The organism is Bradyrhizobium sp. CIAT3101, from assembly GCF_029714945.1.
In the GTDB taxonomy this organism is placed as follows: Bacteria; Pseudomonadota; Alphaproteobacteria; order Rhizobiales; family Xanthobacteraceae; genus Bradyrhizobium.
The window spans coordinates 951093-977419 of sequence record NZ_CP121634.1 but is presented as its reverse complement, the minus strand read 5'-3'; the positions used below and the strand labels follow the sequence as shown (position 1 = coordinate 977419).

The window sequence follows — 26327 nt, the reverse complement described above, 5'->3', positions numbered from 1 at the left end:
GAAAGAGTTGACGGAACCTAGTGACGGGCTGCTGCCACCATGGTGGCAGCAGCCGTGATATCTTCTGCGAAACGGGCCCCCCGCCAGGCGCGGCTCATGACATGGCGGACCAGCGCGTCCGCAGCCTGGATCAGCGCACGTACCAGCAGGGTCGCAAGCGCAACGCGGAGATCGACGACGGTGAGATCGAAAAGCGCAAGACGGCCAGGGACTCTGGCATGCAACGAGGTCTGCGCCCGCCACAACGGACCGACCAGGCCGAGATGGATTGGAATGATCATGGACAAACCCTCTTCAGTCGATGTGTTGTCCCGGTATAGAACTCCCCTGCTGCCAACATCCTGTCAGCAGCCACGCGCCGTTTTCTGATCTGCCCCCGATGAGAGAATTGTCATGAGACGCGCCGACCGGCTGTTTCAGATCATCCAGGTGCTGAGACGCACCCGTAAGCCGCTGACGGCGGACGCAATTGCGGCCGAGCTCGAGACGTCGAAGCGAACGATCTATCGCGACATCGCGACGCTGATGGGCCAGCGCGTGCCGATCCGCGGTGAAGCCGGCATGGGCTACATCCTGGAGAAAGGTTTCGACCTGCCCCCCTTGATGCTGACACCCGACGAGATCGAGGCGGCGGTGCTCGGCGCGCAATGGGTCGCGGGCCACGCCGATTCCACGCTGGCGCGCGCGGCCGAAGATTTGATGGCCAAGATCGCCGACACCGTGCCCGAGCGCCTGCGCCCCTTCGTGCTGGAGCCTGCGAGCCGCGCGCGCCCGAGCTGGAACAGGGAGCCTGACCGCCTGGACATGGCGCGCACGCGCACCCAGATTCACGAAGGCAAGAAGATCATGCTGCGCTATCGCGACGAGCAGGGCCGGCCCAGCGAGCGCATGATCTGGCCGATCTCGGTCGGCTATCTCGAAGCCGTGCGCCTGCTCGCGGCCTGGTGCGAGCTGCGCAGCGATTTCCGCAGCTTCCGCACCGACCGCGTGGTGGATGCGACCTATCTCGACGAAAGATATCCGGAGCGGCGCGACGTGCTGCGCGCGAAATGGCGGCAGAGCCTGGTCTGGGGCCCGCCCAAGGACACCTGACAAGGGACACGTGACGAGGATGGAAGAAATCGATCTGTCGAGCTGTTGCCAGAGCTGCGGCGCCTGCTGCGGCTATTCGCAGAACTGGCCGCGCTTCTCGATCGAGAGCGACGAGGAGCTTGCAGCGATTCCGGAGACGCTCATCAACGAGCGACAATCCGGCATGCGCTGCGAAGGCGATCGCTGTTCAGCGTTGCAGGGCGAGATCGGCAAGGCAACCGCGTGCGGCATCTACGCGATGCGGCCGGAGGTGTGTCGCACCTGCATGCCGGGCGACGCCGAATGCGCGATGGCGCGGCGGAAGTACGGACTGCCTGTGATCGTGACCGCTTAAGCGGGGACGGCTTCGCTGATCTCGTCGTCGATCTCGTCGTCCAGCGGTGCGAGCACCGAGAGCGGCTTGGTCGACAGGGTGATCGGCTTGCGGCCGCCCGACAGCGACGGCGGCGATTTGGACGAGCCCTCGCGCGACAGCGCATAGAGCGTCGAGCCGACACGGCCGCCGTTCTCGATCAGGTCGCGCTCGCTGCAGCTGGCTGCGATCGCGACGGCCAGCGAATGAAGATGGCTGCGGCGATAGCAAAACAGCGCCAGCCTGGCGCGCGCGTCAGGGGAAACACTCTCAACCAGCCTCGGCAGGCCACTCTCGCTGGCGCGGTACATCTCGCCAAGGAGCTCGTCGCGAACCGGGCAGAAATCGCTTTCATAAGCGTCGCGGCTTGAAAACATTGCAGTTCTCCCTCGTGTCCGGAAGATGCAGCGCAATTCTCTAATGAAAGGTTAACCACCCTGGGCGGTAGTCACCCGGGGTGCTTGCCGCTATGCCGCGAATCAGAGCGGCCCCCTACCGGGCTGAATACGGGGGCGGCGGTGCCGTTGCGGCCATCCTTCGAGACGCCCGCCTCTGGCGGGCTCCTCGGGATGAGGTTTGTTTCCACCGAAAAATTCCAACGCCTGATGGCGAGGCGGCGCGAAGCGCCGTCTCGGACCACGAGGCCCAGCAGCCGACCGCAGGCAGCCTCAGTTCGCCGCCATGAAGATGGAGAGGCCGAAGCCGGTCAAATGGTGCAGCGCCTGATCGACGCCGATCAGGGTCCAGAACCAGGGGTGCTCCTGGTTGACGCCGAAATTGGCCGAGACCAGTCCCTTGGCGCGGTCGATCGTGATGTGAATGACGAAATCGATGAGCGCCACGAACCAGAATTTCGGCGCGACGATCACGATCAGCGGCAGCGCAACTGCAAGGTGAATCAGGCAGTGCACCAGGAGCGGCAAAGCCCAGCCGTGCTTCTGGTCCTTGCCGTGCGCCATCCATGCGGTCTGCAGCACGAAATCGGCGATGATGTGCTTGAAGGTGAGCAGCAACATCCAGCCAATGAGCGCTTCAACCGGAACCGCCGATGACAGAGGTGGAAACGACAAAGCTGACGCCCTCGTTGAATCGAAAAGAAAGAATGGAGCGTTCAGCGCAACTTCTTCTTGGACCCGTCAGATCATCGGGACCGCTGATTTATGACATCTCCCGCGACGGAATGCAGCCGGGGGGAACTGGAAAATCGCCAACTGTGGCTAAACGGTGATAGCATGACCAAACGACGCGGATCGGTCGGGTAAGGTTACCTTCGGCGCGGAATTTGCATTCTCTCGCTGGAGCGCTATCATCCTCAGGTAGAGGATTATCGTTCTTTTTTCAGACGCTTACGAATTTTTCGAGCGTGCCGCCGGCGATGCCCGCGCCGCCCGCCGTCCCAGGAATAAGGCCAGAGTGCTGCCATGAGTGCTGAAGGTCCGACCTCGTCGACCGAGCTCCCGCCGCCCCGGCGTCCCAAGGTGATCAAGACCAATCAGCAGCAGGTCGTGCTGTATGTCGTGCTGACCCTGCTGCTGTCGCTTGCCACCGTCTGGGCCGGACGCGCCTGGTTGCACAATTCGGAGACGCTGACCTTTGCCGTCGGCGCTCCCAACAGCGACGAAGCACTGTTCGCGACCAAGCTCGCCACACTGCTGAAGAACAACGCCTCCCGTTTCCGGATCAAGATCGTCAACAACGCCGACAGCGCCAAGGCACTCGCGCAGTTCGATCGCAGGCAGGCCGACCTTGCCGTGCTGCGCACCGACGCTAAGGTGCCGCTGCGGGCGCGCACGCTCGCGATCCTCGAGCACGATCTCGTGCTGCTGCTCGGCCCCGGCAGCAAGAAGATCAAGTCGCTCGCCGAGCTCAAGAAGAAGAAGGTCGCCATTCTCGCCGAGAATGATTCGTCCCTCGCCTTCGTTCGCAGCATCCTCGACATTCCTGCCGACAGCCCCGACGCCGCGAAGATCCAGATGGCGCCGCAGGGTGCGACACTGGACAAGCTGTTCGCGCCGGCCAACGGCTTTAGCGCGGTGATTGCCGTCGTTCACGCCTCCAAGGCCGTGCGCGACAAGGCCTATGAGCAGGTCGCCAAGCATGGCGGCTTCACGCTCAATGCCATCGACGAAGCCAAGGCCCTGGCACGCAAATTCCCCGGCATATCAGACGAGACGCTGACGGCAGGCACGCTGTCCGCCTCGCCCGAGATTCCCGACGACGATCTCGACACGATCGGCCTCGAATGGCTGCTGGTCGCGCAGTCCAAGATGTCGGCGACCACCGCCGGCGACATCGCGCGCATCGTCTACGAGAACAAGTCCGCGCTCGGACTCGACAACGGCTTTGCAACCCATATCGAACCGGCTTCCGTCGAGAAAGATGCGTACGTGATGGCGCATCAGGGCGCCGCCGACTACATCAACGACGACACCAAGTCGTTCATGGATAAGTACAGCGACATGATGTATCTGGGCGCCGCCGCGCTCAGCGTCATCGGCTCGATCTTCGCGGCGATCTACGCCAAGATCACCCGCATCGCGCCAGAAAAGGCGAGCGAACTCTCCACCGCGATCCTCGATATCGGCGAGCGCATCGAGCACGCCCATTCGCTGGATCAGCTCGAATGCCTGCAGGACGAGCTCGAGGGCATCTTGCGCGGCGCGGTGATCGGCTTGCGCGACGGCACGATCAGTACCGACGGCCTCGATACCTTCAAGCTCGGCTATGAATTCGTCCGCGACGAGATCGGCATGCGCCGCGACTACCTGAAGCGCCACGCCAGCGAGCTCGAGAAGATCGGCGCCCCAGCAGCGCTGCCACCGCCCGAAGACAGCAATGTCGTCGTGGTGAAGACGGCTCAGAGTGCCTGACCTATCGAGGCCGTGCCTCGAGATCAGGCTCGCTCGCTTTTTGGGCGAATCGCGAGCCAAGACCCCGGAACCGTTTCCCTCGCAGAACCGTTGGCGTTCTCAGCACAACCGGAGAACGCTCCATGCGTCTGCTCCTTCTCATCATCTTGCTGGGAATGCTGGTTGCGGTTGGTTACTTCGGCTATTCGGCCATGGCGGTCGAAGGCGACCCGATCCCGACGGAAGGTTATGTGGCACTGGCGCTCGGAGCGGGGTTCTCCGTTGTCGTCGGCGTCGGCCTGATGATGCTGCTGTTCCTGAGCAGCCGCCGCGGCTATGACGAACCTCCACATTTCAAATAGCAACCAGACCCCGCCCCCCTGGCCATTGGACGAAGCAGCCGCGCCCTGATCCGGGCGGATGGTTCGGCTACCCGCCCCGTCGTTGACGGCCCCGGTTCGGGCGGGCACTTTGGCGCCCAAGTCCCCGGCCTGGGACCGCCAGCACCAAGATCGAGCCGCCATTCCGCATGTTCAAGCCGATGTTTCCCCCTCTGGCCCAGTTCGTGGCCGCGACCGCCGGCCGCAACATGACCAAGGCGGCCTATGTGGCCGTGACCGTCGGCGTGGTCAGCATGGTGCTGCTGACGCTCGATCCCGCCTATGAAGCAGCCCACCGCTGGGTCGATTTCCTGCTCTGGGCCTGTCTCGTCTATTTCGTGTTCGAATGGCTGGTCCGGCTGCGCCACATGGCGCGGCAGGGGCGGCTCGCCCTCTACATGTCCTCCTCGGCCGGGCTGGTCGACGCATTGGGGGCACTGGCGGTGCCGGTCGCCCTGATCCTCGGCGCCGAACCCAAGACCGCCTGGCTCCTGAGCGTGCTCTGGGTCTTGAAGGTGGTGCCGGGCATTCCCGGGCTGCGTCAGCTCCGCCGCGTGCTGGTGCTGGAATCCGGACCGCTGCTCAGTGTGCTCGTGATTTTCCTGATGGTGGTCTTCCTGGCCTCCGTCGCCGAATATTTCCTGGAGCGGGACGTGCAACCGCAGACGTTTGGCAGCGTCCCTGCCGCGCTGTGGTGGGCGGTCGTCACCCTGACCACGACAGGCTATGGCGACGTCGTACCGGTCACGCCGCTCGGCCGCATGGTCGCGGCGCTGGTGATGATCTCCGGCCTCGGCGTGTTCGGCCTCTGGACCGGTATTCTGGCGACCGGGTTCGCGGCGGAAACGCGGCGTGACAACTTCCTCAAGACCTGGGAATCCGTCAGCAAGGTGCCGTTCTTCGCGGCGCTGGGGCCGGCGGCGATCGCCGACGTCACCCACATGCTGCGCACCATGGAGCTGCCGGCGCGCACCATGATCATCCGCAAGGGCGCGCAGGGCGACTGCATGTATTTCATCGCGGCCGGCGCGGTCGAGGTCGACCTCCCCGGCAAGAAAGTCCAACTCGGCGAGGGCGCCTTCTTCGGTGAGATGGCGCTGCTCGGCAACAACATGCGCGGCGCCAATGTCTCGACCACGAAAGTGTCGCGGCTGCTGGTGCTCGACCTCGTCGACTTCCGCGTGCTGATGGCGCGGCACCCGGACCTCGCCGAGACCATCGACGCCGAGGCGAAGCGCCGGGCGCTCGAAAACAAGTAATGGAGACAAGAATGTCGGACACAGCCGACGCGGCCAGCAGCCCCGTGCTCGAAATCAATGGTTCGCGCGCCACCATCCGCTTGAACCGGCCCCAGCATCTCAACCGGCTGCAGGCGGAGGATCTCGGCGAACTGGTCAGGCTGTTCGACCGGGTCGAGGCCGATCCAGCCATCCGCGTGCTGGTGTTGACCGGCACCGGACGCGCGTTCTCCGCGGGATACGATCTCAATTCGGTCGCCGAACGAGCCGTGAGCGCCAACGAGCAACAGAGCGCGGGCTCGGCCTTCGAGGTCGTCGTCAATCGGCTGGAAGACCTCGGCGTGCCAACGATCTGCCGTCTCAATGGCGGCGTCTATGGCGGCTCGACCGACCTTGCGCTGGCCTGCGATTTCCGCATCGGCGTCGATACCGCCGAGATGTTCATGCCTGCGGCGCGGCTCGGGCTGCACTATTACAGGAGCGGCATCAAACGCTATGTGACGCGGCTCGGCGCCGACAACGCCAAGAAGCTGTTCTTGACGGCGCAGAAGATCACCGCGCCGGAGATGCTGCGCATCGGCTATCTCACCGCCATGGTGCCGGTCGAGACACTCGACGAGGAGGTCGACAGGCTCGCCAGCATCCTCGCCGGCAATGCCCCGAACGCGATGCGCGGCATGAAACGCGCAATCAACGAATTCGCCCGCGGCGAGCTGGATGAGCAAGCCGCCGACCAGCGCCACCGCGACAGCATGCGCGGCGACGAGATCAAGGAAGGCATCAAAGCCTTTGCGGAAAAGCGGCCGCCGCGGTTTTGAGGATCATCCCCGCTTCGACCGCATCGCGCGTGTCTGCGTGAGCTCTGAATCGCGCGACAGCGCCTGATAGCGTTTGCTGTCGACAGCGTAGATCGCAATTCGGCCCTCACTGTCGGCGTGCACACCCCAGCCGTAGCGCTTGCCGAGACCCGAGGCGCGCATGCAGGCCTGGCCCCGCGAGAAGAACGTCGCGCGGGCAACGTTCTTCTCGGACCTGGTCGCCTTGGCTCCAAGCTCACGCCCAGGCGCTGAGGTTGCGAAAATCACATCGTCCGACGTGTACTTGTAAGGTGCATTCGCGATCATCTCATATTGCAGGCCGGCCACTGTCGGTCGCCCGGCCCGCGGCGGCGGCTCCTCACCGAAGCGCGCCGGACAGTCCTCGGCAACCCGAATGAACGTGTCGAAACAGTTGGTCGTATGGAGCGGCTTGGCCATATGAGGTCCGGCCTCTTTAGCTTCCCGCGGCCGCAGCATGCTGCGCAGCCATCTCGTCATCCGCCGCACTGATGCGCTGGTACGCCGGCCTTGACGTGATGCGCTCACTGTAGCGGACAAATACGTCCTTCTTCGGCACGATGCCAAACATCATCGTCCAGCTGAACGCGACACCCCAAAGAATATCTGCTGCCGTCATCCGCTCGCCAAGCAGATAAGGCCCTTTCGACAACTGTGTTTCGAGCGCGCCCAGCATGGTGTCGTAGTCAGCGTAGGGCGACTGCGTGATCGGCATAGGATCGCGCTTCATGAACTTGTCGATCAGGGCAGGCTCGAAGGAGGCGCCGTAATAGGCGGTCCAGCGCAGATACGGACCGCGCAGCGGATCGCCAAGCGCAGGCGTGAGGCCGGCCTGCGGAAAGAGATCGGCGAGATAGATCAAGATGGCGACCTGCTCGGTCACGAGCGCGCCGCCATGCCGGATCGCCGGCACCTTGCCGAGCGGATTGATGGCGAGATAGGGAGGCCTCCGTTGCTCGCCGGCCTTCATGTTGAGGACATGGAGATCATAGGGCGCGCCGAGCTCCTCCAGCAGCACCCGTGTGCCCATCGCCCGGCTTTGCGGCGAATAATACAGCGTGATGCGGTTCGGATCGGTCATGGTGCGTCTCCTCGGGCTGGCTTGCGATGGCACACCTTGTAGCGGACCATACCTGACATCCTGTGTCAGGTATGGTTTAAGGGATCATGCGCGCGAGCCGGATGCTGTCGATCCTCACCACCCTCCAGGCCAAGGGACAGGTCACTGCGCCCGAGCTTGCGGAGGCCTGCGAGGTCTCGGTGCGCACGATCTATCGCGACATCGACGCGCTCGCAGCGTCCGGCGTCCCCGTCTATGCCGACCGCGGCGCGGAAGGTGGCTACCGCCTGCTCGACGGCTATCGCGTACGCCTGAACGGCCTGTCGCAGAGCGAGGCAGGCGCGCTGTTTCTCGCGGGACTGCCAGGCCCGGCGGCCGCGCTTGGGCTCGATGCAGCGATGATCGCCGCACAGAACAAGCTGATGGCGGCGCTGCCCGCAAACTTGCGCGAAGACGCCGGGCGGATGCAGGAGCGTTTTCATCTGGACGCGCCGGGCTGGTTCGGCGAGGCAGAAGAGCCAAAGCATCTGCGCGCGATTGCCGGCGCGGCTCTGCGCGGGACATTGATAAAGATCCGCTATCAAAGCTGGCGCGCCGAGAAGCTGCGCCGTGTCGCCCCGCTCGGCCTCGTGCTGAAGGGTGGCAGCTGGTATCTCGCAGGCCAGGTCGACGGCAGCGTGCGCACCTACCGCATCGCGCGCGTGCTCGACTGCACCGCGCTCGACGACCGCTTCGATCGTCCCCCCGATTTCGATCTCGCCGCCTACTGGCAGGATGCCACACTGCGGCTCGAGGCCGAGATGCACCCGAACGTCGCGGTCGTGCGGCTCTCACCATTGGGCGTGAAACTGCTCGATGCGCTGAGCCAGCCCTACGTCAGGGCGCGCACGCAGATCGACGAAGCCACTGATGCCGATGGCTGGCGCATCGCGAAAGTGCCAACCGGGAAAACCTCGTGGCATGCCGCCGCCGAATTGCTGCGGCTCGGCTCCGAGGCCGAGGTGCTGGAGCCCGCCGATCTCCGCGAGAAGATGGCCGAGATGACGCAGGCGATGGCCGCGCGCTATCGCGCGGCGCGGAAAACCTGACAGCGGCGCACCTCGCCGCGACCGACGAAACAATCCTGAAACACGATTCTCCCTCCTCCATGTGAACGCAATCACGCTTCGGCCCGACCGAGAAGCAGGGACACAACAACGGCCTCGCGCCACACTGGAGAATGAAGATGTTTCGTAAGCTTGCTCTTGGTCTGATCGCCGCCGGTTCGCTCGGCGCTGCCGCTCTCGCGCCCACCGCGGCGTCGGCTCACGGCTTCCACCACTGGGGTCCCGGCTGGGGCTTCGGTTATGGCGGCCTCTACGTCAACACCGGCGTCAGCAACTGCTACCAGGAGCGCGTCGTCCCGACCCGCCACGGCATGCGCGTCCGCGTCGTGAATGTCTGCGCCTACGGGATCTACTGATATCGTGCCTTCACGACAAAGCTCCGGTCGCGCTGCGGCCGGAGTTTTGCGTTGAGATCAAGCGCTCTTCCGATGCCGGCGAAACCAGGCCCATGTCTCGCGCGTCGTTCTGATATAGCCACGACCACGATAGACGATCTCGCCATCGACGATGCCGTTCAGCCTTGGCAGGGCATGAAACGGAATCGAAGGATAGGCGTGATGCTCGACATGGTAGGGCATGTTCCAAGCAATCCATTTGACGACCGCACCGGTGTAGGTGGTGCGGGTGTTCTCGAACGCGCTGCGGGTCCGCTCGCAGCCGGTGTGCTCGGCGTAGAGATAGGGCCGCAAGAATAATTGCCCGATGATCAGCGGCACGATCCAGACCCACAGCAGCAGCGCCGACGAGAACCACAGCGATAATGCGAGCAGCAACGCGTAGGACGCGACATAGGCACGCGCCTCGGTCACGATGGTGGCGCGCTTGTTCTCGGGGATCCAGGGCACGACGACCTTGCCGGTGATGGCATGGCCGAGCATCAGCCGGAGGCGGCCGGCGACCTGGAGCAATCCGCTATAGGCGATCGCAAGCTGCGTGTCGGATGCCGGCTTCACGCCGACGATCAGTTCGGGGTCCTTGTCCGGATCCTGGGTATAGCGATGATGGTCCCAATGGAACAGGCAGTAATATTCGTAGGGAAGTCCGATGATGAACGCGGAGAGATAGCCGACCGCGAGATTCAGACCACGACTCCTGAACGCGGTCTTGTGGGCAGTTTCGTGCACGGCCATGAACAGGAAGGCGACGAGATAGCCCTGCGCCACCACCAGCGGCAGCGCCCAGAGCACGCCATAGCGCGAAGACACCATCCAGATCAGCGCCCCGACCAGTACGATCGTTCCGTAGTGACCGAGGCTCTGCGCCGCGCCCCTGAGATTCGAGCGCACCGACAATTCGCGCAGCATGGCCGGGCTTAGCGGCTTCAGGCGATGGCCGGGCTCTGAAACTGTCGCATCGCTCATGATCGAGGACCTGTCTTACTTGCTGAGAAGCGCTGCGACCTCGGCCTTGAGGAAGGCCTGATCGCGCGGATTGCTGACGGGATTGCCGGCGCGATGGCCGTGCAGCGACGGGATCGGATGCAGCACCGCCGATTTCGCGTTGACGAGCTTGCCGAGCTCGTCCTCGTTGTCGCGAACGTCGAAATAACGATCGGTCGCGCCCGGCATCAGCAGCATATGCGCCCTGACCGCCGCCAGCGCGCGATCGAGATCGCCGCCGAAGGCATCGCAGCGGCTGATGTCGCCGCGCTGCCAGATGCCGACCTGCGCCAGCAGATCGTTGGCGTCGCGGCGCGCAAATATCGTGTCCCAGGCGCGGACGAGATAGTCTTCCAGCGAGGTGAAGCCTGCCTCGCGCCACAGCTCGTCGCGATAAAATCCGTGCGACATCGCCCAACCCGCATAGACGCGGCCCATGGCGCGATAGCCGATCGTAGGCCTTTCGACGAAGCGGCCTTCGCGAAAGGCAGGATCGCCGGTCAGTGCGGCCTTCACACTTTCAAGAAACACCTGATTGTAAGGCGCACAGCGCGCGCTACCGCAGACGACCGCGGCACGCGCCACCATATCAGGGTGCAGCGCGGCCCAGTGATAGGCCTGCATGCCGCCCATTGACCAGCCATAGACCAGCGCGAGCTTCGTGATGCCGAAGCGCTCGGTCAGCAGCCGGTGCTGGACCGCGATGGCGTCGTGGTAGGAAATTTGCGGGAATGGCCCGTTGCCAGAGTTCGATGGTGAGGACGACAGGCCGTTGCCGAACAGATTCGGGATGATGATGAAATAGCGGGTGGGATCGAGCACGCCGTCGGGCTGGATCAGCCATTCCGTGTCGAAATGCTGCGCATTGAACGAGGTCGGATAGAGGATGACGTTGTCTTTGGCCGGATTGAGCGTGCCATAGGTCTTGTAGGCAAGCTTCATCGAAGGGAAGACCGCACCGGATTGAAGCGTGACATCGCCAGCCTCGAAGATCTCGTAGTCGCTCTGCCCGGTCATGCGTCCAAATCCCGCTCGCGCGGCCGCGGAATGCGCCCGCCACGACCACGATGCATCGATCGTGCCGGACCGGCAAACGCATCGTTGCGTCGCACCTAATAACTGTACCAATAGTACAGTTATTAGGCCAATGCAATGAAATTCCGGCCGTCAGGCGATCGCCGCGATGTATCGCTCCACCGATGCCGCGAAGGCGTCCTTCGCACCCGAGGCAATGTTGCGCCCCCACCAGGCGCCATAGATGCGGTCGAAGGCGAGCGGCTCGACGGCCGCAGCGATCCGCCGTACCGCGGCCGCGTTGAGCGGCATGTAGTTCGGATAGGAGTACATGAAGCTGAGGAAGCGGCGGTCCATCGTCACCTGCGCGATGTCGCCTGTAAGCAATGCGCCCCTGCCCTCGGCGCCGCGCGAATAGTGCAGCATGGTCGCACCCGCGAAATGACCGCCGGTGCGCAGCAACAGCACGTCATCCGAGATGCGATGGTGATCGCCGGTCCAGTGCACGATCGACAGATGTGGACGCGTCACCCAGTCGCGATCATCGGCATGAAGATAGACCGGCACGCCACCAAATGCCTCGCTCCAGTCGGCGAGCGCGCCATAGAAATGCGGATGCGAGATCGCGATCGCTGTCAGGCCGCCGAGCGATTTAACATGCGCGATCGCCTCCGAAGTCGCGAGCGGGATGCAGTCCCACATCACGCACCCCTTGCCATCCGGGATCAGTAACGCACGCTGGCCGATCGCGAAGCTCGGATCTGAGCCGATGCCGATCAGGCCGAGATCATCGCGCCAGACGAGGCGATGGTATTCCGCCAACGTCTCGCGCGTCAGGAAGGTTTGCCCCTTCCAGTTCACGAACTGCCGTTCGTCCTCGCAGATCTGGCAGGAGGCAGGCGGCTTTTCGTTGTCCGGGAATTGTGCGCCGCAGGTTTCGCAGGTCCAGAGAGGCATGGTGGGAGCTCCATTGCGGGATGCAGCACCCTATTGCCTCAAGCCGATCATTGCGAGCGCAGCGACGCAATCCAGAGATGCGCCCGCGGAAAGACTCGGGATTGCTCGCTACGCTCTCATCGACGATGTCGAGGCCCGATCGTTTCAAACCGACCCCGGACTCGCAGAGAGTCAGACCCTCACGTCCCAAAGCTCTTCTGAACCGCCTTGTCGAGGGTGTCAGCCCCGACGAAACGCTGGCGCAGCTCGCGCTTGAGCAGCTTGCCGCTCGGGTTCTTCGGCAGGGCATCCACGAAGATCACGCGCTTCGGCACCTTGAAATGCGCCATCTGGCCGGCGCAGTGCTGGATGACGGCGTCTTCATCCAGCTTCTCGCCGGTCTTGACGACGACAATGGCCGTGACCGCTTCGATCCAGCGCGGATCGGGCAGGCCGACCACGGCGACTTCGGAGACCGCGGGGATGCGATAGACCATCTCCTCGACCTCGCGGCTGGCGACGTTCTCGCCGCCGGTCTTGATCATGTCCTTGACGCGGTCGACCACGGTGATGTGGCCTTCGTCATCGACCGTGGCAAGATCGCCGGAGTGAAACCAGCCGCCGGTAAACGCCGCCGCTGTCTTCACGGGATCATTGTAATAGCCGGAGAGAAGATGCGGCGAGCGGTGCACGATCTCGCCGACCTCGCCGACCTCGACGTCCTCCATCGACGTATTCACCACACGTGTCTCGACATTGAGCACCGGCTTGCCGGCCGAGCCGGCCTTGCGCAGCTGATCCTCCGGACGCAACACTGTCGCGAGCGGTGCGATCTCCGTCTGGCCGTAGAAGTTCCAGAATTTCACGGCTGGCAGCCGGCGCTGGAGCTCGAGCAGCACCTCCACCGGCATGATTGAGGCACCGTAATAACCCTTCTGAAGCGTCGAGAGATCGGTCTTGTCGAAATTCGGCGAACGCAGCATCGCGATCCAGATCGTCGGCGGCGCGAAGAACGAGGTGATCTTGTGCGCCTGGATCAGCGCCAGGATGTTGTCGGCGGTCGGCTTGCCCGTGATCACGCCGGAGGCGCCGAGATAGACCTGCGGCCCGAGAAAGACGTCGAGCTGTGCGCAATGATAGAGCGGCAGCGCGTGCAGGAACTTGTCATCCACGCTCATGCCGCCATCGATGATACAGCTGACATACTGCCACATCACGGCTTCGTGGGTCAGCATCGCGCCCTTTGGCAGCGACTCCGTGCCGCTGGTGTAGACGATCTGCGCGAGATCGCGGCTGTCGACGGACGCCTCGAGGAACGAGCCGTCGGGATCAAGCAGATCGTCGAAGGTGGTGAGGCCCGCGGGCGCCGTGGCGGGATCCTCGCCCGGCAGCCAGATCATCTTTTCAACAGCGCAATCCTTCGCGCTCGCGGCGCGCGCCGGCTCAACGAAATCCGGACCGGTCGCGAGCAACTTTGCGCCGGAGCTCTTGAGGATGAAATTGATCTCGTCCGGATTGAGCATGAAGTTGATCGGCACCAGCACCACGCCGATCCGCGCAACCGCGAAGCGTAGCGCGGCGAAAGCATGGGAATTGCGCGAGAGAACGGCAAGACGATCGCCCTTCTTCACGCCGAGACCGAGCAGGCCGCGGCCGAGCCGGTTGCAGATCGTATCCATCTCGGCAAAGGTCCAGCTCACGCTGCCGCAGCTCACGGCCAGCTTGGCCGGCTCGCGACCCGCGGAACGGCGCAGGAGATCGCCGATGGAATGCTCGCGCGCCTTCGAGATGGTGGCTGCGATGTCGCCGATCATGTGTCCCTCCATGTGATGGCTTTGTTTGTTCGATTTCTTGCTTGAAATCTTGCGTCTTGTGCTTCTTGCGGATGATCTTGCCGGAAACCGCTTCACACTTTTCCGGATCATGCGACGCTATCTGCGCCGGACCGCCTGCGCGTGCTCCATGTACATGTGCTCGACCGACCGATCGAGCGAGGCGATCTTCTCGAACCCGCGGCGCCAGTCCTGCAGGTGCCGGCGCGTCCAGAGTACGCCGGCTTCGCGGTCGCGTCGACGGATCGCATCGATGAGATGGCGGTGCGCGGCGACGAGGCGCGGGCCGCCTTCGGCGACACCTGTCACGATCATCTCGGTGGTCGGATAGAACAATTGCGCCGCCGGCTCGCGCGCGAGCTGGAGCACACGGTTCTGCGAGGCCTTTGCGACCAGCACATGGAATTCTGCGTCGCATTCCGCAAGCGCCGCGGGATCGCCGACCACCGCCTCGCTGCGCGCAAGGTTCTCGCCGAGTTCGGCCAGATTCTCCTCCGTCGCCCGCTCCACCGCACCTTCGATGCTGGCGACCTCCAGCGTCATCGAGGCCTCGAAGAGCTCGCGAAACGTGACCTCATGCAGCACCAGCGCGCGGCTGAGGCGGCTCGCGAGCTTGCTGTAGCGCGGCAGGCAGGCATGCAGGCGGCGTGAGGAATCACGGCGGATCAGGCCGCCCTCTTCCAGCACGCGGATGCCTTCGCGAATGGTCGAGCGGTTGACGCCGAACTGCCGCACGAGGTCGTGCTCGGTGCCGATGGGATCGCCTGGCTTGATACGGCCATTGACGATCTCGCGTTCGATCGCGTCGGCGACCTTCTGATAGGCCGGCGCGACATCGATCGGGCGGAAGAGCGGCGAGATTGGCAAAACAGCTCCTAATGGCGATTGTCCGACAAAGTATAGGAGCGACCGAAAAGCGCGTCAAACCCGGTCATCAATGCCGTATCTGCAGCAAATTGACTCCTGCGAAACCCCGCTCTAGCTTTGTCGGACAAAGGGACGGTACAGTCCCACAAGAGGAAACGTGTCCATGAGACCTATCGCAGCACTCATGTCTGCGGCCGGCTTGCTGTCGGCTGCCCTGATCGCTCCCGCTTCCGCCCAGCAGACCCCGCTCAAGATCGGCGTGCTCTCCGACTTCTCCTCGGTCTATTCCGACATCGGCGGCCAGGGGAATGTCGAGGCCACCAAGATGGCCATTGAGGACTTTGGCGGACAGATGTTCGGCAAGCCGATCGACATGGTCGCGGCCGACGTGCTCAACAAGCCGGACGTCGCCTCCACCATCGCGCGCAAATGGTGGGAGACCGAAGGCGTCGACATGATCATCGACTTGCCGACCTCGGCCACTGCGCTTGCGGTGATGGAGCTGTCGAAGCAGTACGAGAAGATCATGATCGTCACCGATGCGGCGAGCTCCGACATCACCGGCAAGTCCTGCTCGCCCTACACCGCGCACTGGACCTACGACACCTATTCCAATGCCCACACCGTCGGCAGCGCCATCGTCAAGAATGGCGGCGACAGCTGGTTCTTCCTCACCGCCGATTACGTGTTCGGCCATTCCATCGAGCGCGACACCGGCGATGTCGTGCGGGCGGCCGGCGGCAAAGTGCTCGGCAGCGTCAAGCACCCGCTCAACACCGCTGATTTCTCGTCCTTCCTGCTCCAGGCCCAGGCTTCCAAGGCAAAAATCATCGGGCTCGCGAACGGTGGCGGCGACACCATCAACGCGATCAAGCAGGCCGGCGAGTTCGGCATTGTCGCCGGCGGGCAGAACCTGGCGGCGATCGTGATGTTCATCTCCGACGTGCACAGCCTGGGGCTGAAGCTCGCGCAGGGGCTGATCATCACCGAGGCCTATTACTGGGATCTCAACGACAAGACCCGCGCCTTCGGCAAGCGCTTCATGGAGCGCGTCAAGCGCATGCCGACGATGAACCAGGCTGCGACCTACAGCGCGACGCTGCATTACCTCAAAGCCGTGCAGGCCGCCGCCACCAAGGACACCAAGACCGTGATGGCGAAGATGCGCGAGTTGCCGGTGAAGGACGCCTTCACCGACAACGGCATCCTTCGCGAAGACGGCCGCATGGTGCACAGCATGTTCCTGTTCCAGGTGAAGAAGCCCGAGGAATCCAAAGCCCCCTGGGACTATTACAAGCTGCTCGCCGAGGTGCCGGCCGACCAGGCCTTCCGTCCACTCAAGGACGGCGGCTGTCCGCTGGTGAAGTAACGCTCACGACGACGGACCTGCACCGCCTTGCGCGGCGCAGGTCCTCTAGCGGCGACGCAAGTCCGACGGGCTGTGTCCGAACTTCCTGCGAAACACCGTGCTGAAATATGACGAGGAGCTGAATCCCAGCTGATAGGCAACCTCGGTAATCGACAGGGACCGCAACTCCGACCGTGTCAAGACGTCGTAGCAACGCTGCAACCGCCGATCCAGGATCCATTCGGACACCGAGACATCCGTGAGCCGGAAGAGATAGTGCAGATGCCTGAGCGAGACGCCATTGCTCTTCGCGATCCTCTCCAGCGACAGATCCGCGTCGGTGAGGTGCGCTTCGATCCAGGCCTTGACCGAGCGCAGCCGGGCCTGCTGCGCGGCCGCGTCCTCGGAGAATTCCTCCCGGTCGCCCATGTCGAGCGCAAGTGCCAGCACGTCCATCAGTTCGCCGCCAAGCCGCGCCCTTGCGATCTCGTCCAGCTGCCCGCCTTCCTGAGCAAGTGTCGTGCAGAACTCGGCAGCGATCCGACCCAGACCGCGACTCGTCGTCATCGTGGTGATGACAGGCAGGCGTCCATCGCTGAAGCGCTCCGCGAACTCCGTGCGGGGTATCTCGAGGTAGAGCGATCGTACCTTGCCGATGCATTCGAGGTCATAGGCCTCGGAAGCCGAGAAGACCGTGCTCATTCCAGCGTTCGAACGCATGGTCTGGCCGGCCTGAAGGACGTTGATCCTGCCTTGTTGAACGAATTCAAGGTAGTAGCAATCCTTGTCGAGCTTTGCGATGTGCCGCTCGCGCCGGGAGATGCGCTGCTCCGACAGCAACACGTCGGTCATCGTGATCGCGCCGAATTTCGCCTCGCGTATGAAGCCCTGATAATCGGATCGCGCCTCCGCATTGACGTCGACATGAACGTAGACGTCGCAAATGGCACCTTGCCACGCGGCGAAACGTTTGGACGGCTCGAGGTCGTCCGTCGAGAATATCAGGTCCATCGTGCGCCCATCCGTTGCAAGGCCATGATGAACGTCGTTTGTGCGTCGCACAAGCCGGCCCGACTGCGAAATTCTAGATGGCCGCCGCCTACGCGCAAGACCGGTTTGCGCGGACAAGCAAAAGCTTTGCGCTCCGGAGCAAGCCGAGTCCGGGCATGTGGCCTATGAAGAACAAAAATCGCCCAACGGGATAGGCAGGAAACGTTCGCTTGCATCAGGACAGATCAGCTGCCGCACATTCCTCCGTGCCGCTTGATTGGCGGTGTCCGTGAGCGCGCCCTCGCTGATCACGACGCGGTTCACGCAGCCGATTCAAACCATCGCCGACATCGAGGCGCTGGAAGGTCGGCCTTACGATTCCCTCATCCCCTCCCGCAATCTGCATGATCTCTTCGAAGCCACGGCGCGCCTGCATCCCGACCGGCCCGCGCTGACGGTGCTGACCAAAGGCTCGCGCGAGCCCGGCGATGTCACGCTGACGCATCGGCAATTGCTCGCGGAGATCACGCGCGCGGCCAATCTCTTTCGATTGCACGGTATCAATGAAAGCGGCGGCACCGTCGCATTCCTCTGCCCAATCCTGCCACAGCTCTTCCCGGCACTGCTCGGCGCCCAGATCGCGGGCGTCGCCAGTTCGATCAACTATCTCCTGACCGAAGATGCGATTGCCGATCTGCTCGAAGCACAGGACGCAACTGTCCTGGTGGTCGCGTCCGAGGCCGCCGATCGCACGATCTGGACCAAGGCGGTCAATGTCGCGAGCCGCGTCCCATCGCTCAAGACGATCTTCGTGGTCGGTGCGAACGGCCGCCTCTCCGGCGGCGCCACGAGCTTCGATGAGGCGGTCGCGACCATGCGCGACAGCCTGGACTTCGTGCCATCGCAGGATCGCGACACCGTCTGCGCGCTGTTCCACACCGGCGGCACCACCGGGCGACCGAAACTTGTCCGCCTGACGCATGGAAACCAGATTCATGCCGCCTGGAGCTTTGCGCAGGTCCACGGCCTGGATGAGCTCGATGCCGCCATCAACGGCTTCCCGCTGTTTCATGTCGGCGGCACCATGACGCTCGGCCTGTCCATCCTGGCGGCCGGTGGCCACGTGATCATTCCCTCGCCCTACAGCCTCAGAAGTCCGGATGCGATCCGCGACTATTGGCACACCGTCGAGCGGTTTCGTGCGACCATCGTGAGCGGCGTGCCGACCTCGATTGCCGCGCTGGCCGAGGTGCCGATCGGGTCTTCCGATGTCAGTTCGGTTCGCATGGCCCTCACCGGCGGGGCGGTGGCGCCGAAAGCCGTCAGCGAGAGGTTTCAGGCGCGGACCGGGATCACGCTGTTCGAGACCTACGGCATGACGGAGACCGCGGCGGCGATCGCGTTCAATCCCGGCCGCGGCACGCCCGTGCAGGGCAGCGTCGGCTTCAGGGCGCCGTTTGCGCAGACGAAAATCGTCGCGCTCGATGATACCGACCTCGATACGGAATGCCCGCCGCTCACCAGCGGCCTCGTGCTTGCGAGGGGACCGCAAGTGTTTCCCGGATATCTCGATCCCCAGCACAACAGGGGCGTGCTCACCGCCGACCACTGGATCGTCACCGGCGATGTCGGCTACCTCACCCCGGACCAGCGACTGGTGTTGACCGGACGCGAGAAGGACCTGATCGTCCGCAGTGGTCACAACATCGACCCCGCCGCGATCGAGGACGTCGCCAATGCCTTCCCCGGCGTTCAGATGAGCTCAGCCGTCGGCATGCCCGACGCCTATGCCGGAGAGGTTCCCATTCTCTTCGTGGTGCCGTCGCCCGGACAAACCATCGACCTGCCGCGGCTGAGCGAGCATCTCGAACGCAACGTGAATGAGCCTCCCGCCCGGCCGAAGCGCGTCGTGCTGCTCGAGACTCTCCCCGTCACCGCGGTCGGCAAGATCTTCAAGCCCACGCTTCGTGACCTCGCAGTCCGGGAAAAAGTCCGGACCGAGATTGACCGAATCTTCGGGCCCGACACAGCGGCAGACATTCTCGTCGACAAAGACGCCAGACTGAATACGCTGGTCCACATCTCGATCGGCTCCAACGACCAGGACCTGGTGAAGGCCCTCACGGAAAGCCTGACACCGCTTCCGCAGACCTATCGCATACGGACCCGATCGTCATAACGGACCCACAGAGGCCGACGTCGAAGAAAGGCAATAAGAGGATGAAGCGTTTCCGGTTCAATCAGCAGGAGATCGTTTTCGCCGTCTTCGCGCTGCTGTTCCTCGTGTTCTCGATCTTCCTCAACGGTTTTCTGACGGCAGAGAACATGCTGACGCTGCTCCAGAACGTGGCGGTGCTCGGCATTCTCGGCCTCGCCATGGCGATCGTCGTGATCGGCCGCGGCATCGACATTTCGCTGATCGCGGCGCTCGCCGTGCCCCCGGGCCTCGTGCTCCAGATGGTGCAGAACGGCCATTCGCTACCCTTCTCGCTGCTGACCGCGGTGCTGCTCACGATCGCCTTCGGCCTCGTCAATGGCTGGCTGATCGCCTATGCCGAGGTGCCCTCGCTGTTTGCGACGCTGGCGACGGGGCTATTGCTCGCCGGACTCGGACAAGCCGCGCTGTTCCAGCTCGACGTCGTGCAATGGAGCCCGGGCATGAACGGCTTCGAGCGGCTCGGACAGGGCACCGTTCTCGGCATTCCGACGTCGATCTGGATGTTCGCGATCGCCTGCATCGTGGTCGCGTTCCTGCTGCGTCAGACCCGCTGGGGCGCCTATATTTATGCGATCGGCGACAATCCTTACGCCGCGCGCGTGACCGGCATTCCCTCCCGCCCGATCATCGTCCTGCAATATGTGATCACCGCCCTGATCGGCTGCTTTGCCGGCCTCGTGCTGGCGGCCTCGGTCAATTCGATGCCGACCCGCATCTTCAACTCGACGCTGATCTACGACGTGATCCTGGTTGTCGTGCTGGGCGGCATCGGACTGTCAGGCGGCCGTGGCGGCGTGCTGAACGTCATCATCGGCACGCTGCTGATCGGCACCATGCTCAATGGCATGACCATCATGGACATCTCCTACGCCGGGCAGAATTTGATCAAGGGCGTGGTTCTGCTGCTCGCCGTCATCACGGACTCTTTCCTGAATCCGCGCAACGAAGAAACGGCACAGCAGGGCGATATCTGAACGACCGACAAGAACGACAATGACAAATACAACCAAGGAGGAAGCAATGAAGACCTTTGGCAACCCGACAAGGGTGACCCTCGCCGCACTGGCTCTCGCGGCACTGACCGGACCGGCACTCGCTCAGCAAGGCCTGGACGAACCATTCCAGAAGCCGTTCAAGGAAGCGCTCGCCGGCAAGACCGTGGCCTATGTGCCGGTCGCCATGAACTTCGACCTCACCGAGGGCTGGTACGCCGGCCTGAAGAAGGAGCTCGAGCCGTTCGGCGTCAAGTTCGTGATCCGCGATGCCAACTGGAACACCAATGCCGGCGCGCAGGCCGTCACCTCGTTGATCTCCGAGAAGCCGGCGGTGATGGTCGTGCATAATCCGGACGTGCAGACCTATGCCAAATTGCTCCAGCGCGCCGAGAGCGAAGGCATCTACGTCATCCAGATCAACATGGGCTCGGCCTACCGCAGCTCCGCCTTCGTCGGCGCCAACTGGGTCGAGATCGGCGAACGCCAGACCGAAGGCGTGGTCAAGGCCTGCGAGGGCAAGTCGAACAAGATCGCGATCATCCAGGGCGCGCTGTCGGCGGCCGCGAGCGCCTACACGCTGAAGGGCGTCGAGAACGTGCTCGCCAAGCATCCGGAGATCAAGGTCGTGTCGAGCCAGGCCGCTGACTGGGATGCCGCCAAGGCCAAGGCAATCACGCAGACGGTGCTGAAGCAGAATCCCGATCTCTGCGGCATCGTCGGCTTCTGGGACGGCATGGATATCGGCACCGCAGCGGCCGTGAAGGAAGCAGGTCTCACCGGCAAGGTGTTTCTCGCGACATCGGGCGGCGGCGAGCGCAAGGGCGCCTGCGAGTTGGTGAAGTCCGGCGCGTTCGACCTCAACATGAGCTACGACGTGCCGACCCAGGCTGCGCAGATGGCCGGCACTATCAAGTGGCTGCTGTCGTCGGGCGCCAAGCCTGGCTCGATCAAGGGCTCGGAATACACCACGCTGATTCCGATCACCAAGGAGAACGCCGACAGCCAGACGGCCTGCTGGAATCTCAGCGACCTCAAGAAATAGTTCGACGCTGATGCACGCGATCCCCGGGCGCATCAACGCCCGGGGCCCCTCCGCCCGATAATTTCCATGCCCTGCTGGAATGCCGATGCGCGACACAATCACAAGCCTGCGTTACCGCTACTGGCCTGACCATCTCCTCGGTGAAATCCTGTCCAAGCGATGGACCGAGACTGCCATCCCGGTCATCCTGCTCCTGATCGTGGGCTTCGCGTTCAGCCGATCCATCGACAACTTCCTGTCACCGGCGAGCCTCGCCGACACCGCGCGCCAGGCCGGGGAGATCGGATTCATCGCACTTGGGCTCGCGCTCGTCGTCATCGTCGGCGGCATCGATCTGTCCGTCGGTTCGATCTTCGCGCTGACGGATTTCTGCGCGCTCTATCTGCTCGACGTTGCCGGCTGGCCGGTTCCGGCCGTGGTGATCGCCACGCTGCTCTGCGGCGCGATGCTCGGCGCCGTCAACGGCATCCTGGTCGGATATCTGCGGCTACGCGCTTTCATCACCACGCTGATCACGCTGATCATCTATCGTTCGGCCTACGATCTCCTGATCCAGCGATACTCCAACGCCATTGCATCAGCCTTCCCCGACATCCCGTCCTGGGATTTCATCGGCGCAGGCAGCGTCTTCGGCATTCCGACCGTGGCGCTGGCCTACATCGCGATCGCCATCTTCGGCCACGTCTTCATGACCCGGCTGCGGCCGGGCTGGCACATCACCGCGATCGGCGGCTCGCGTCGTTCGGCCTACAATTCGGGCATTCCCGTTCGCCGCACCATCGCGCTCTGTTATGTCGCGAGCGGCGCGCTGACCAGCGTCGGCGCGCTGTTCTTCGCCTCCCGGCTCGGCACTGTCGGCGGCGACATCGGCGTCGGCCTGGAAGTGATCGTGCTGACCGCGACCGTGCTCGGCGGCATCACGCTCGGCGGCGGCAAGGGCTCGGTCGCGAAATCCGCAGTTGGTGTGCTGATCGTGCTCCTGATCACCAACGGCCTCACAACCATGAACGCGCGCGGCGGCGTCAACCGCATGGCGCTCGCCGGCATCCTGCTCGTCGCAGCCATGGTCGACATCCGCTGGCAGAAGAACCGAACCCGCATCATCAGCAAGGTCTATGTCGCGCCGACCTACCACGAACTGCCCCCGCCGCCACCAACCGAAATCGGACAAGGCGGCCCGTTCGAGCAGAACGACAAGCTGCGTATCGTCGAGGCGATCGGCCTTGGCCGCATCGAGGCGCCGGAAGACGTCATCCTCGATCGCCACGACAACCTCTATGCCGGCTCACGCCATGGCGACATCATGCGCTTCCTCGCGCCCGACTACGAGAAAATGGAGGTATTCGCCCATATCGGCGGCCAGCCGCTCGGCATGGCCTTCGACCGCGAAGACAATCTCTATGTCTGCATCGGCGGCATGGGGCTCTATCGTATCAAGCCTGACGGCACGGTGGAAAAGGCAACGGACGAGACCAACCGCAGCATGCGCTCGGTCAACGACGACAGCCGACTGCGGCTCGCCGACGACCTCGACATCACCGACGACGGCCTGATCTTCTTCTCGGAAGCGACAGTGCGTTACGAGATGGACGAGTGGCCGATCGACGGACTGGAGGCCCGCGGCAACGGCCGCATCATCTCCTACGACACCAAGACCGGTACGACACGCACCGAGCTGCGCGGCCTGAAATTCCCGAACGGCATCTGCGTCGCCAGCGATGGCCAGTCGATCCTGTTCGCCGAGACCTTTGGCTGCTCGATCAAGCGCTACTGGTTTGCAGGCCCCAAAAAGGGCGCGGTCGAGGTGGTCATGGACAATCTGCCGGGCTACCCCGACAACATCAACCTCGCCTCCGACGGCAATTACTGGCTGGCACTGGTCGGCATGCGCAGCCCTTCGCTCGATCTCGCCTGGAAGATGCCGGGCTTCCGCCGCCGCATGGCCAAGCGCGTGCCGGTCGACGAATGGCTGTTCCCCAACATCAACACCGGCTGCGTAGTCAAGTTCAACGAGCAGGGCAAGATCGTCGAATCGTTCTGGGATCTGCATGGCGAGAACCATCCGATGATCACCTCGATGCGCGAGCATCGCGGCTATCTCTATCTGGGCGGCATCCTCAACAACCGGATCGGCCGCTACAAGCTCGACAACGCCGATCCGAACTTCGTCCAGTATGACAAGCGATGGGGGAAGCTCTCGTGATCGCTGCCGTCAGAGACTTCGCCAACCGCTTTCTAGGGCGCGGCGACGCCACCATCACCGTGCCGTCCTTCGACGGTGCATTGAAGCCCAACCAGAAGCTCGAATCGGCCGAGACCCTGCTGACATGCGAGGCGCCGGAGGATCTCGCCACCGATGGAAGCAACCTCTTCATCGCTGACGGCCCGCGGCTGATGTGCCTGAGCGGCGGCACGGCATCGGAGGTACGCAGCTTCGAGCGGCCGATCTCGGCGCTATGCGCCCTTCCCGGCGGCGGCCTGGCCGTCGCACTCGGCGGGCGCGAAGTGCGCGTTTACGCAAGTCCCTCGGCCGAGCAGCCGCGCGTCGCGTTCACCGATGCCGCGTTCAACGCCGTCAATGCGCTGGCACTCGCGGAAGACGGCACGCTGATTGCAACCGACGGCTCGACGACATGCGGCGTCGACGATTGGGCGCGCGACCTGCTGGAGCTCAATCGGACCGGCCGTGTGTTCAAGCTCGATCCCGGCAGCAAAGCCGTGACCCGATTGGCACAGGGGTTCGGCTATGCCTTCGGCACCTGCGCCCACGGCAACGCCATGCTGGTCAGCGAGAGCTGGCGTCATCGTCTCGTTCTCGTCTCGCCCGGCGCATCGCCAAAGGTCGTGCTCGCTCACCTCCCCGTCTATCCGTCGCGACTGACAAAGGCCTCCGGCGGCGGCTACTGGCTCACCGCCTTCACTGCGCGGACCCAGCTCGTCGAGTTCGTGTTGCGTGAACCGGGCTACCGGCGCCGCATGATGGCCGAGATCGATCCGGCCTATTGGGTCGCGCCGCGGTTGCGCTCCGGGCGCTCGTTCAAGGAGCCGATGCAGGGCGCGCACATCAAGACCATGGGCGTGATCAAGCCGTGGGCGCCGCCGCGCTCCTACGGCCTCGTCATCCGTCTCGATGCGGATGGCCAGCCGCTCTATTCGCTGCACAGCCGGGTCGACGGCATCAATCACGGCGTCGTTGCAGCCATCGAGATGGGCGGCGACCTCGTCCTGATCGCCAAGGGACCGGGCCGCGTCCTGCGATTGCCACTTGCTGGCCTTGCCGAGGAGTTTCGCCCATGAGCGACATCGCACTCTCGCTGCGCAAGGCCACAAAACTCTACGCCGGCGTGCCCGCCATCGACGGGGTCGACTTCGACCTCCGCCGCGGCGAGATCCACGCGCTGGTCGGCGAGAACGGCGCCGGCAAGTCGACCCTCACCAAGGTGATGGCCGGCGTGGTGACATTGACCTCGGGGACGATGACGGTCGACGGCGCCGATGTCGCGCCGAAGACGCCATTGGAGGCACGCAATCTCGGCATCGCCATGGTGTTCCAGGAGAACAGCCTGGTGCCGACGATGACGGTCGCGCAGAATTTGTTTCTCGGGCAGGAGAAGTTCTACAACCGCCTGCGCGGCATCTACATCGCCGCGCAGCAATTCCTGCAATCGCTCAATTTCGACGTCACGCCGACCGCCACCGTCAGCGGCCTTGGCGCAGCCAAGAAGCAGATGGTCGAGATCGCACGCGCGGTCCTGCACCGCGCCAAGGTCATCATCTTCGACGAGCCGACGGCATCACTGACGCCGGAGGAGAAGAAATATTTCTTCGACCTCGTCCGCGATCTCAAGAAGCGCGGTGTCTCGATCGTCTTCATCTCGCATGCACTCGAAGAGGCGCTGTTGCTGGCCGACCGCATCACGGTGCTGCGCGACGGCAAGCATGTCGTGACCGACGATGTCGCCAAGTTCGACCGCGCCGCGATCGTGCAGGCCATGGTCGGGCGCGATCTCTCCAACACGCTCTATGGCGCGCGGAAGAGCACCGTGAGGCCAGCGGGCGCGCGCGTGCTCACGGTGCAAAATCTGAAGATGGCACCGATGGTGAAGAACAATTCGCTGTCGGTGTTCGCGGGCCAGATCACCGGCGTGTTCGGCCTCGTCGGTGCGGGCCGCACCGAGACGTTCAAGATCGTTGCGGGCGTGCTCAAGCGCGATTTCTTCCATGGCGGCGAGATTCTGCTGCACGACCAGCCGGTGCGCTACCGGGTACCGGCGCCGGCGGTCAAGGCCGGCATCGCCTATGTCACGGAGGATCGCAAGGTCGAGGGCTTCTTCGAGACGTCCTCCATCGCGCGCAACATCTATCTCGGCCTGCTGTCGAAGTTTCCGAAGGGCCGCATGATGCTGTCGCGGCGGGAAACCGACACGGTCGGCAAGACCTGGATCGAGCGGCTCAAGGTTCGTGCCATCGGCGACGACGGCAAGGTGGTCGAGCTGTCCGGCGGCAATCAGCAGAAGGTCGTGATCGCGAAATCGCTGGTGCAGGAGCCCGATTTGATCATCTTCGACGAACCGACCCGCGGCGTCGACGTCGGCGCCATCGTCGAGATCCACGAGCTGATCAACCGGCTCGCCGACGAGGGCAAGGCGGTTGTCGTGATCTCATCCTATCTGCCCGAGATCATGGCGCTGTCCGACCGCATCCTGGTCTCACGCCAGGGCAAGGTCGTGGAGGAGTTCTCCGCGCTGGAGGCGACGGAGGAGAAGATCATGTACGCGGCGATCCACTGAGGA

26 protein-coding genes are annotated in these 26327 nt (G+C 63.7%); 15 read left to right on the top strand and 11 right to left on the bottom strand.

What is annotated here, in order from left to right:
• Nucleotides 1-17 precede the first annotated feature (17 nt).
• The gene (locus QA645_RS04410; protein ID WP_254134720.1) at nucleotides 18-281 is read right to left on the bottom strand and encodes a hypothetical protein; all 264 of its coding nucleotides are present in this window, start codon (nucleotides 279-281) and stop codon (nucleotides 18-20) included.
• Between the two features lie 112 nt (nucleotides 282-393).
• Between QA645_RS04410 and QA645_RS04405 the strand changes: the two genes are divergently transcribed.
• Both QA645_RS04405 and QA645_RS04400 read left to right on the top strand, forming a co-directional pair.
• A complete protein-coding gene (locus QA645_RS04405; RefSeq protein WP_027530661.1) occupies nucleotides 394-1092 on the top strand; it encodes a YafY family protein in 699 nt (232 codons plus the stop codon).
• A 19-nt stretch (nucleotides 1093-1111) separates the two neighbouring features.
• A complete protein-coding gene (locus QA645_RS04400) occupies nucleotides 1112-1426 on the top strand; it encodes a YkgJ family cysteine cluster protein (protein WP_283048439.1) in 315 nt (104 codons plus the stop codon).
• On the opposite strand, the gene QA645_RS04395 is transcribed toward QA645_RS04400, so the two are convergent.
• Both QA645_RS04395 and QA645_RS04390 read right to left on the bottom strand, forming a co-directional pair.
• Complete coding sequence (locus QA645_RS04395) at nucleotides 1423-1821, bottom strand: hypothetical protein (protein ID WP_283048437.1); 399 nt, start codon at nucleotides 1819-1821, stop codon at nucleotides 1423-1425. The two genes, QA645_RS04400 and QA645_RS04395, sit on opposite strands and share 4 nt — an antisense overlap.
• A 291-nt stretch (nucleotides 1822-2112) precedes the next feature.
• Nucleotides 2113-2460 carry a DUF3307 domain-containing protein gene (locus QA645_RS04390; RefSeq protein ID WP_283053658.1) on the bottom strand — a complete coding sequence of 116 codons (348 nt, stop codon included), beginning with the start codon at nucleotides 2458-2460 and terminating at the stop codon, nucleotides 2113-2115.
• Between the two features lie 405 nt (nucleotides 2461-2865).
• Here QA645_RS04390 and QA645_RS04385 point away from each other — a divergent pair, with 405 nt between their 5' ends.
• The 4 genes from QA645_RS04385 to QA645_RS04370 all read left to right on the top strand — a co-directional run bounded on the left by QA645_RS04385 (nucleotide 2866) and on the right by QA645_RS04370 (nucleotide 6729).
• Nucleotides 2866-4314 (top strand): TAXI family TRAP transporter solute-binding subunit, encoded by a 1449-nt coding sequence (locus QA645_RS04385; protein WP_283048435.1) that lies wholly within the window; start codon nucleotides 2866-2868, stop codon nucleotides 4312-4314.
• A 122-nt stretch (nucleotides 4315-4436) separates the two neighbouring features.
• Nucleotides 4437-4655: a hypothetical protein gene (locus tag QA645_RS04380; RefSeq protein WP_283048434.1), complete on the top strand. Its 219-nt coding sequence runs from the start codon at nucleotides 4437-4439 to the stop codon at nucleotides 4653-4655.
• A 167-nt stretch (nucleotides 4656-4822) separates the two neighbouring features.
• Nucleotides 4823-5932 (top strand): cyclic nucleotide-gated ion channel, encoded by a 1110-nt coding sequence (locus tag QA645_RS04375; RefSeq protein ID WP_283048432.1) that lies wholly within the window; start codon nucleotides 4823-4825, stop codon nucleotides 5930-5932.
• 11 nt (nucleotides 5933-5943) lie between these two features.
• The gene (locus tag QA645_RS04370) at nucleotides 5944-6729 is read left to right on the top strand and encodes an enoyl-CoA hydratase/isomerase family protein (protein WP_283048430.1); all 786 of its coding nucleotides are present in this window, start codon (nucleotides 5944-5946) and stop codon (nucleotides 6727-6729) included.
• Between the two features lie 3 nt (nucleotides 6730-6732).
• On the opposite strand, the gene QA645_RS04365 is transcribed toward QA645_RS04370, so the two are convergent.
• On the bottom strand, nucleotides 6733-7167 hold the full coding sequence (locus QA645_RS04365; protein WP_283048428.1) for a DUF6157 family protein: 435 nt from the start codon (nucleotides 7165-7167) through the stop codon (nucleotides 6733-6735).
• A gap of 16 nt (nucleotides 7168-7183) precedes the next feature.
• A complete protein-coding gene (locus QA645_RS04360) occupies nucleotides 7184-7828 on the bottom strand; it encodes a glutathione S-transferase family protein (RefSeq protein WP_283048426.1) in 645 nt (214 codons plus the stop codon).
• An 86-nt stretch (nucleotides 7829-7914) separates the two neighbouring features.
• On the opposite strand from QA645_RS04360, the gene QA645_RS04355 reads away from it, so the two are divergent.
• The gene (locus QA645_RS04355) at nucleotides 7915-8895 is read left to right on the top strand and encodes a YafY family protein (protein WP_283048424.1); all 981 of its coding nucleotides are present in this window, start codon (nucleotides 7915-7917) and stop codon (nucleotides 8893-8895) included.
• Nucleotides 8896-9032: 137 nt separating this feature from the next.
• Nucleotides 9033-9269 (top strand): hypothetical protein, encoded by a 237-nt coding sequence (locus QA645_RS04350; protein ID WP_148771245.1) that lies wholly within the window; start codon nucleotides 9033-9035, stop codon nucleotides 9267-9269.
• Nucleotides 9270-9326: 57 nt separating this feature from the next.
• On the opposite strand, the gene QA645_RS04345 is transcribed toward QA645_RS04350, so the two are convergent.
• The 5 genes from QA645_RS04345 to QA645_RS04325 all read right to left on the bottom strand — a co-directional run bounded on the left by QA645_RS04345 (nucleotide 9327) and on the right by QA645_RS04325 (nucleotide 14941).
• Nucleotides 9327-10274 carry a fatty acid desaturase gene (locus QA645_RS04345; protein WP_283048422.1) on the bottom strand — a complete coding sequence of 316 codons (948 nt, stop codon included), beginning with the start codon at nucleotides 10272-10274 and terminating at the stop codon, nucleotides 9327-9329.
• Between the two features lie 15 nt (nucleotides 10275-10289).
• A complete protein-coding gene (locus tag QA645_RS04340) occupies nucleotides 10290-11309 on the bottom strand; it encodes an alpha/beta fold hydrolase (RefSeq protein WP_283048420.1) in 1020 nt (339 codons plus the stop codon).
• 150 nt (nucleotides 11310-11459) lie between these two features.
• Nucleotides 11460-12263 (bottom strand): MBL fold metallo-hydrolase, encoded by an 804-nt coding sequence (locus QA645_RS04335; protein ID WP_283048418.1) that lies wholly within the window; start codon nucleotides 12261-12263, stop codon nucleotides 11460-11462.
• Nucleotides 12264-12442: 179 nt separating this feature from the next.
• Nucleotides 12443-14056, bottom strand: coding sequence for an acyl-CoA synthetase (locus QA645_RS04330; RefSeq protein WP_283048416.1), 1614 nt, complete (start codon nucleotides 14054-14056; stop codon nucleotides 12443-12445).
• 117 nt (nucleotides 14057-14173) lie between these two features.
• Nucleotides 14174-14941: an FCD domain-containing protein gene (locus QA645_RS04325; RefSeq protein WP_283048414.1), complete on the bottom strand. Its 768-nt coding sequence runs from the start codon at nucleotides 14939-14941 to the stop codon at nucleotides 14174-14176.
• A 163-nt stretch (nucleotides 14942-15104) separates the two neighbouring features.
• On the opposite strand from QA645_RS04325, the gene QA645_RS04320 reads away from it, so the two are divergent.
• A complete protein-coding gene (locus QA645_RS04320; RefSeq protein ID WP_283048412.1) occupies nucleotides 15105-16310 on the top strand; it encodes an ABC transporter substrate-binding protein in 1206 nt (401 codons plus the stop codon).
• Between the two features lie 45 nt (nucleotides 16311-16355).
• Here QA645_RS04320 and QA645_RS04315 read toward each other — a convergent pair whose 3' ends face one another.
• A complete protein-coding gene (locus QA645_RS04315) occupies nucleotides 16356-17300 on the bottom strand; it encodes a helix-turn-helix domain-containing protein (RefSeq protein WP_283048410.1) in 945 nt (314 codons plus the stop codon).
• 268 nt (nucleotides 17301-17568) lie between these two features.
• On the opposite strand from QA645_RS04315, the gene QA645_RS04310 reads away from it, so the two are divergent.
• The 6 genes from QA645_RS04310 to QA645_RS04285 all read left to right on the top strand — a co-directional run bounded on the left by QA645_RS04310 (nucleotide 17569) and on the right by QA645_RS04285 (nucleotide 26324).
• Nucleotides 17569-19458 carry an AMP-binding protein gene (locus tag QA645_RS04310; protein ID WP_283048408.1) on the top strand — a complete coding sequence of 630 codons (1890 nt, stop codon included), beginning with the start codon at nucleotides 17569-17571 and terminating at the stop codon, nucleotides 19456-19458.
• A 41-nt stretch (nucleotides 19459-19499) separates the two neighbouring features.
• Nucleotides 19500-20471, top strand: coding sequence for an ABC transporter permease (locus tag QA645_RS04305; protein ID WP_254195837.1), 972 nt, complete (start codon nucleotides 19500-19502; stop codon nucleotides 20469-20471).
• A gap of 46 nt (nucleotides 20472-20517) precedes the next feature.
• Nucleotides 20518-21534, top strand: coding sequence for a sugar ABC transporter substrate-binding protein (locus tag QA645_RS04300; protein WP_254134739.1), 1017 nt, complete (start codon nucleotides 20518-20520; stop codon nucleotides 21532-21534).
• A gap of 79 nt (nucleotides 21535-21613) precedes the next feature.
• Nucleotides 21614-23737 carry an SMP-30/gluconolactonase/LRE family protein gene (locus QA645_RS04295; RefSeq protein WP_283048405.1) on the top strand — a complete coding sequence of 708 codons (2124 nt, stop codon included), beginning with the start codon at nucleotides 21614-21616 and terminating at the stop codon, nucleotides 23735-23737.
• Entirely contained in the window at nucleotides 23734-24831 is a 1098-nt protein-coding gene (locus tag QA645_RS04290) for a hypothetical protein (RefSeq protein ID WP_283048403.1), read from the top strand. The genes QA645_RS04295 and QA645_RS04290 overlap by 4 nt, the downstream gene beginning before the upstream one ends.
• Complete coding sequence (locus QA645_RS04285) at nucleotides 24828-26324, top strand: sugar ABC transporter ATP-binding protein (RefSeq protein ID WP_254195839.1); 1497 nt, start codon at nucleotides 24828-24830, stop codon at nucleotides 26322-26324. The genes QA645_RS04290 and QA645_RS04285 overlap by 4 nt, the downstream gene beginning before the upstream one ends.
• Nucleotides 26325-26327 lie beyond the last annotated feature (3 nt).

Coding starts and splice junctions, on each gene's coding strand:
- QA645_RS04410 (WP_254134720.1), bottom strand. CDS start 281: ATGATCATTCCAATCCATCTCGGCCTGGTCGGTCCGTTGTGGCGGGCG.
- QA645_RS04405 (WP_027530661.1), top strand. CDS start 394: ATGAGACGCGCCGACCGGCTGTTTCAGATCATCCAGGTGCTGAGACGC.
- QA645_RS04400 (WP_283048439.1), top strand. CDS start 1,112: ATGGAAGAAATCGATCTGTCGAGCTGTTGCCAGAGCTGCGGCGCCTGC.
- QA645_RS04395 (WP_283048437.1), bottom strand. CDS start 1,821: ATGTTTTCAAGCCGCGACGCTTATGAAAGCGATTTCTGCCCGGTTCGC.
- QA645_RS04390 (WP_283053658.1), bottom strand. CDS start 2,460: ATGTTGCTGCTCACCTTCAAGCACATCATCGCCGATTTCGTGCTGCAG.
- QA645_RS04385 (WP_283048435.1), top strand. CDS start 2,866: ATGAGTGCTGAAGGTCCGACCTCGTCGACCGAGCTCCCGCCGCCCCGG.
- QA645_RS04380 (WP_283048434.1), top strand. CDS start 4,437: ATGCGTCTGCTCCTTCTCATCATCTTGCTGGGAATGCTGGTTGCGGTT.
- QA645_RS04375 (WP_283048432.1), top strand. CDS start 4,823: ATGTTCAAGCCGATGTTTCCCCCTCTGGCCCAGTTCGTGGCCGCGACC.
- QA645_RS04370 (WP_283048430.1), top strand. CDS start 5,944: ATGTCGGACACAGCCGACGCGGCCAGCAGCCCCGTGCTCGAAATCAAT.
- QA645_RS04365 (WP_283048428.1), bottom strand. CDS start 7,167: ATGGCCAAGCCGCTCCATACGACCAACTGTTTCGACACGTTCATTCGG.
- QA645_RS04360 (WP_283048426.1), bottom strand. CDS start 7,828: ATGACCGATCCGAACCGCATCACGCTGTATTATTCGCCGCAAAGCCGG.
- QA645_RS04355 (WP_283048424.1), top strand. CDS start 7,915: ATGCGCGCGAGCCGGATGCTGTCGATCCTCACCACCCTCCAGGCCAAG.
- QA645_RS04350 (WP_148771245.1), top strand. CDS start 9,033: ATGTTTCGTAAGCTTGCTCTTGGTCTGATCGCCGCCGGTTCGCTCGGC.
- QA645_RS04345 (WP_283048422.1), bottom strand. CDS start 10,274: ATGAGCGATGCGACAGTTTCAGAGCCCGGCCATCGCCTGAAGCCGCTA.
- QA645_RS04340 (WP_283048420.1), bottom strand. CDS start 11,309: ATGACCGGGCAGAGCGACTACGAGATCTTCGAGGCTGGCGATGTCACG.
- QA645_RS04335 (WP_283048418.1), bottom strand. CDS start 12,263: ATGCCTCTCTGGACCTGCGAAACCTGCGGCGCACAATTCCCGGACAAC.
- QA645_RS04330 (WP_283048416.1), bottom strand. CDS start 14,056: ATGATCGGCGACATCGCAGCCACCATCTCGAAGGCGCGCGAGCATTCC.
- QA645_RS04320 (WP_283048412.1), top strand. CDS start 15,105: ATGAGACCTATCGCAGCACTCATGTCTGCGGCCGGCTTGCTGTCGGCT.
- QA645_RS04315 (WP_283048410.1), bottom strand. CDS start 17,300: ATGGACCTGATATTCTCGACGGACGACCTCGAGCCGTCCAAACGTTTC.
- QA645_RS04305 (WP_254195837.1), top strand. CDS start 19,500: ATGAAGCGTTTCCGGTTCAATCAGCAGGAGATCGTTTTCGCCGTCTTC.
- QA645_RS04300 (WP_254134739.1), top strand. CDS start 20,518: ATGAAGACCTTTGGCAACCCGACAAGGGTGACCCTCGCCGCACTGGCT.
- QA645_RS04295 (WP_283048405.1), top strand. CDS start 21,614: ATGCCGATGCGCGACACAATCACAAGCCTGCGTTACCGCTACTGGCCT.
- QA645_RS04285 (WP_254195839.1), top strand. CDS start 24,828: ATGAGCGACATCGCACTCTCGCTGCGCAAGGCCACAAAACTCTACGCC.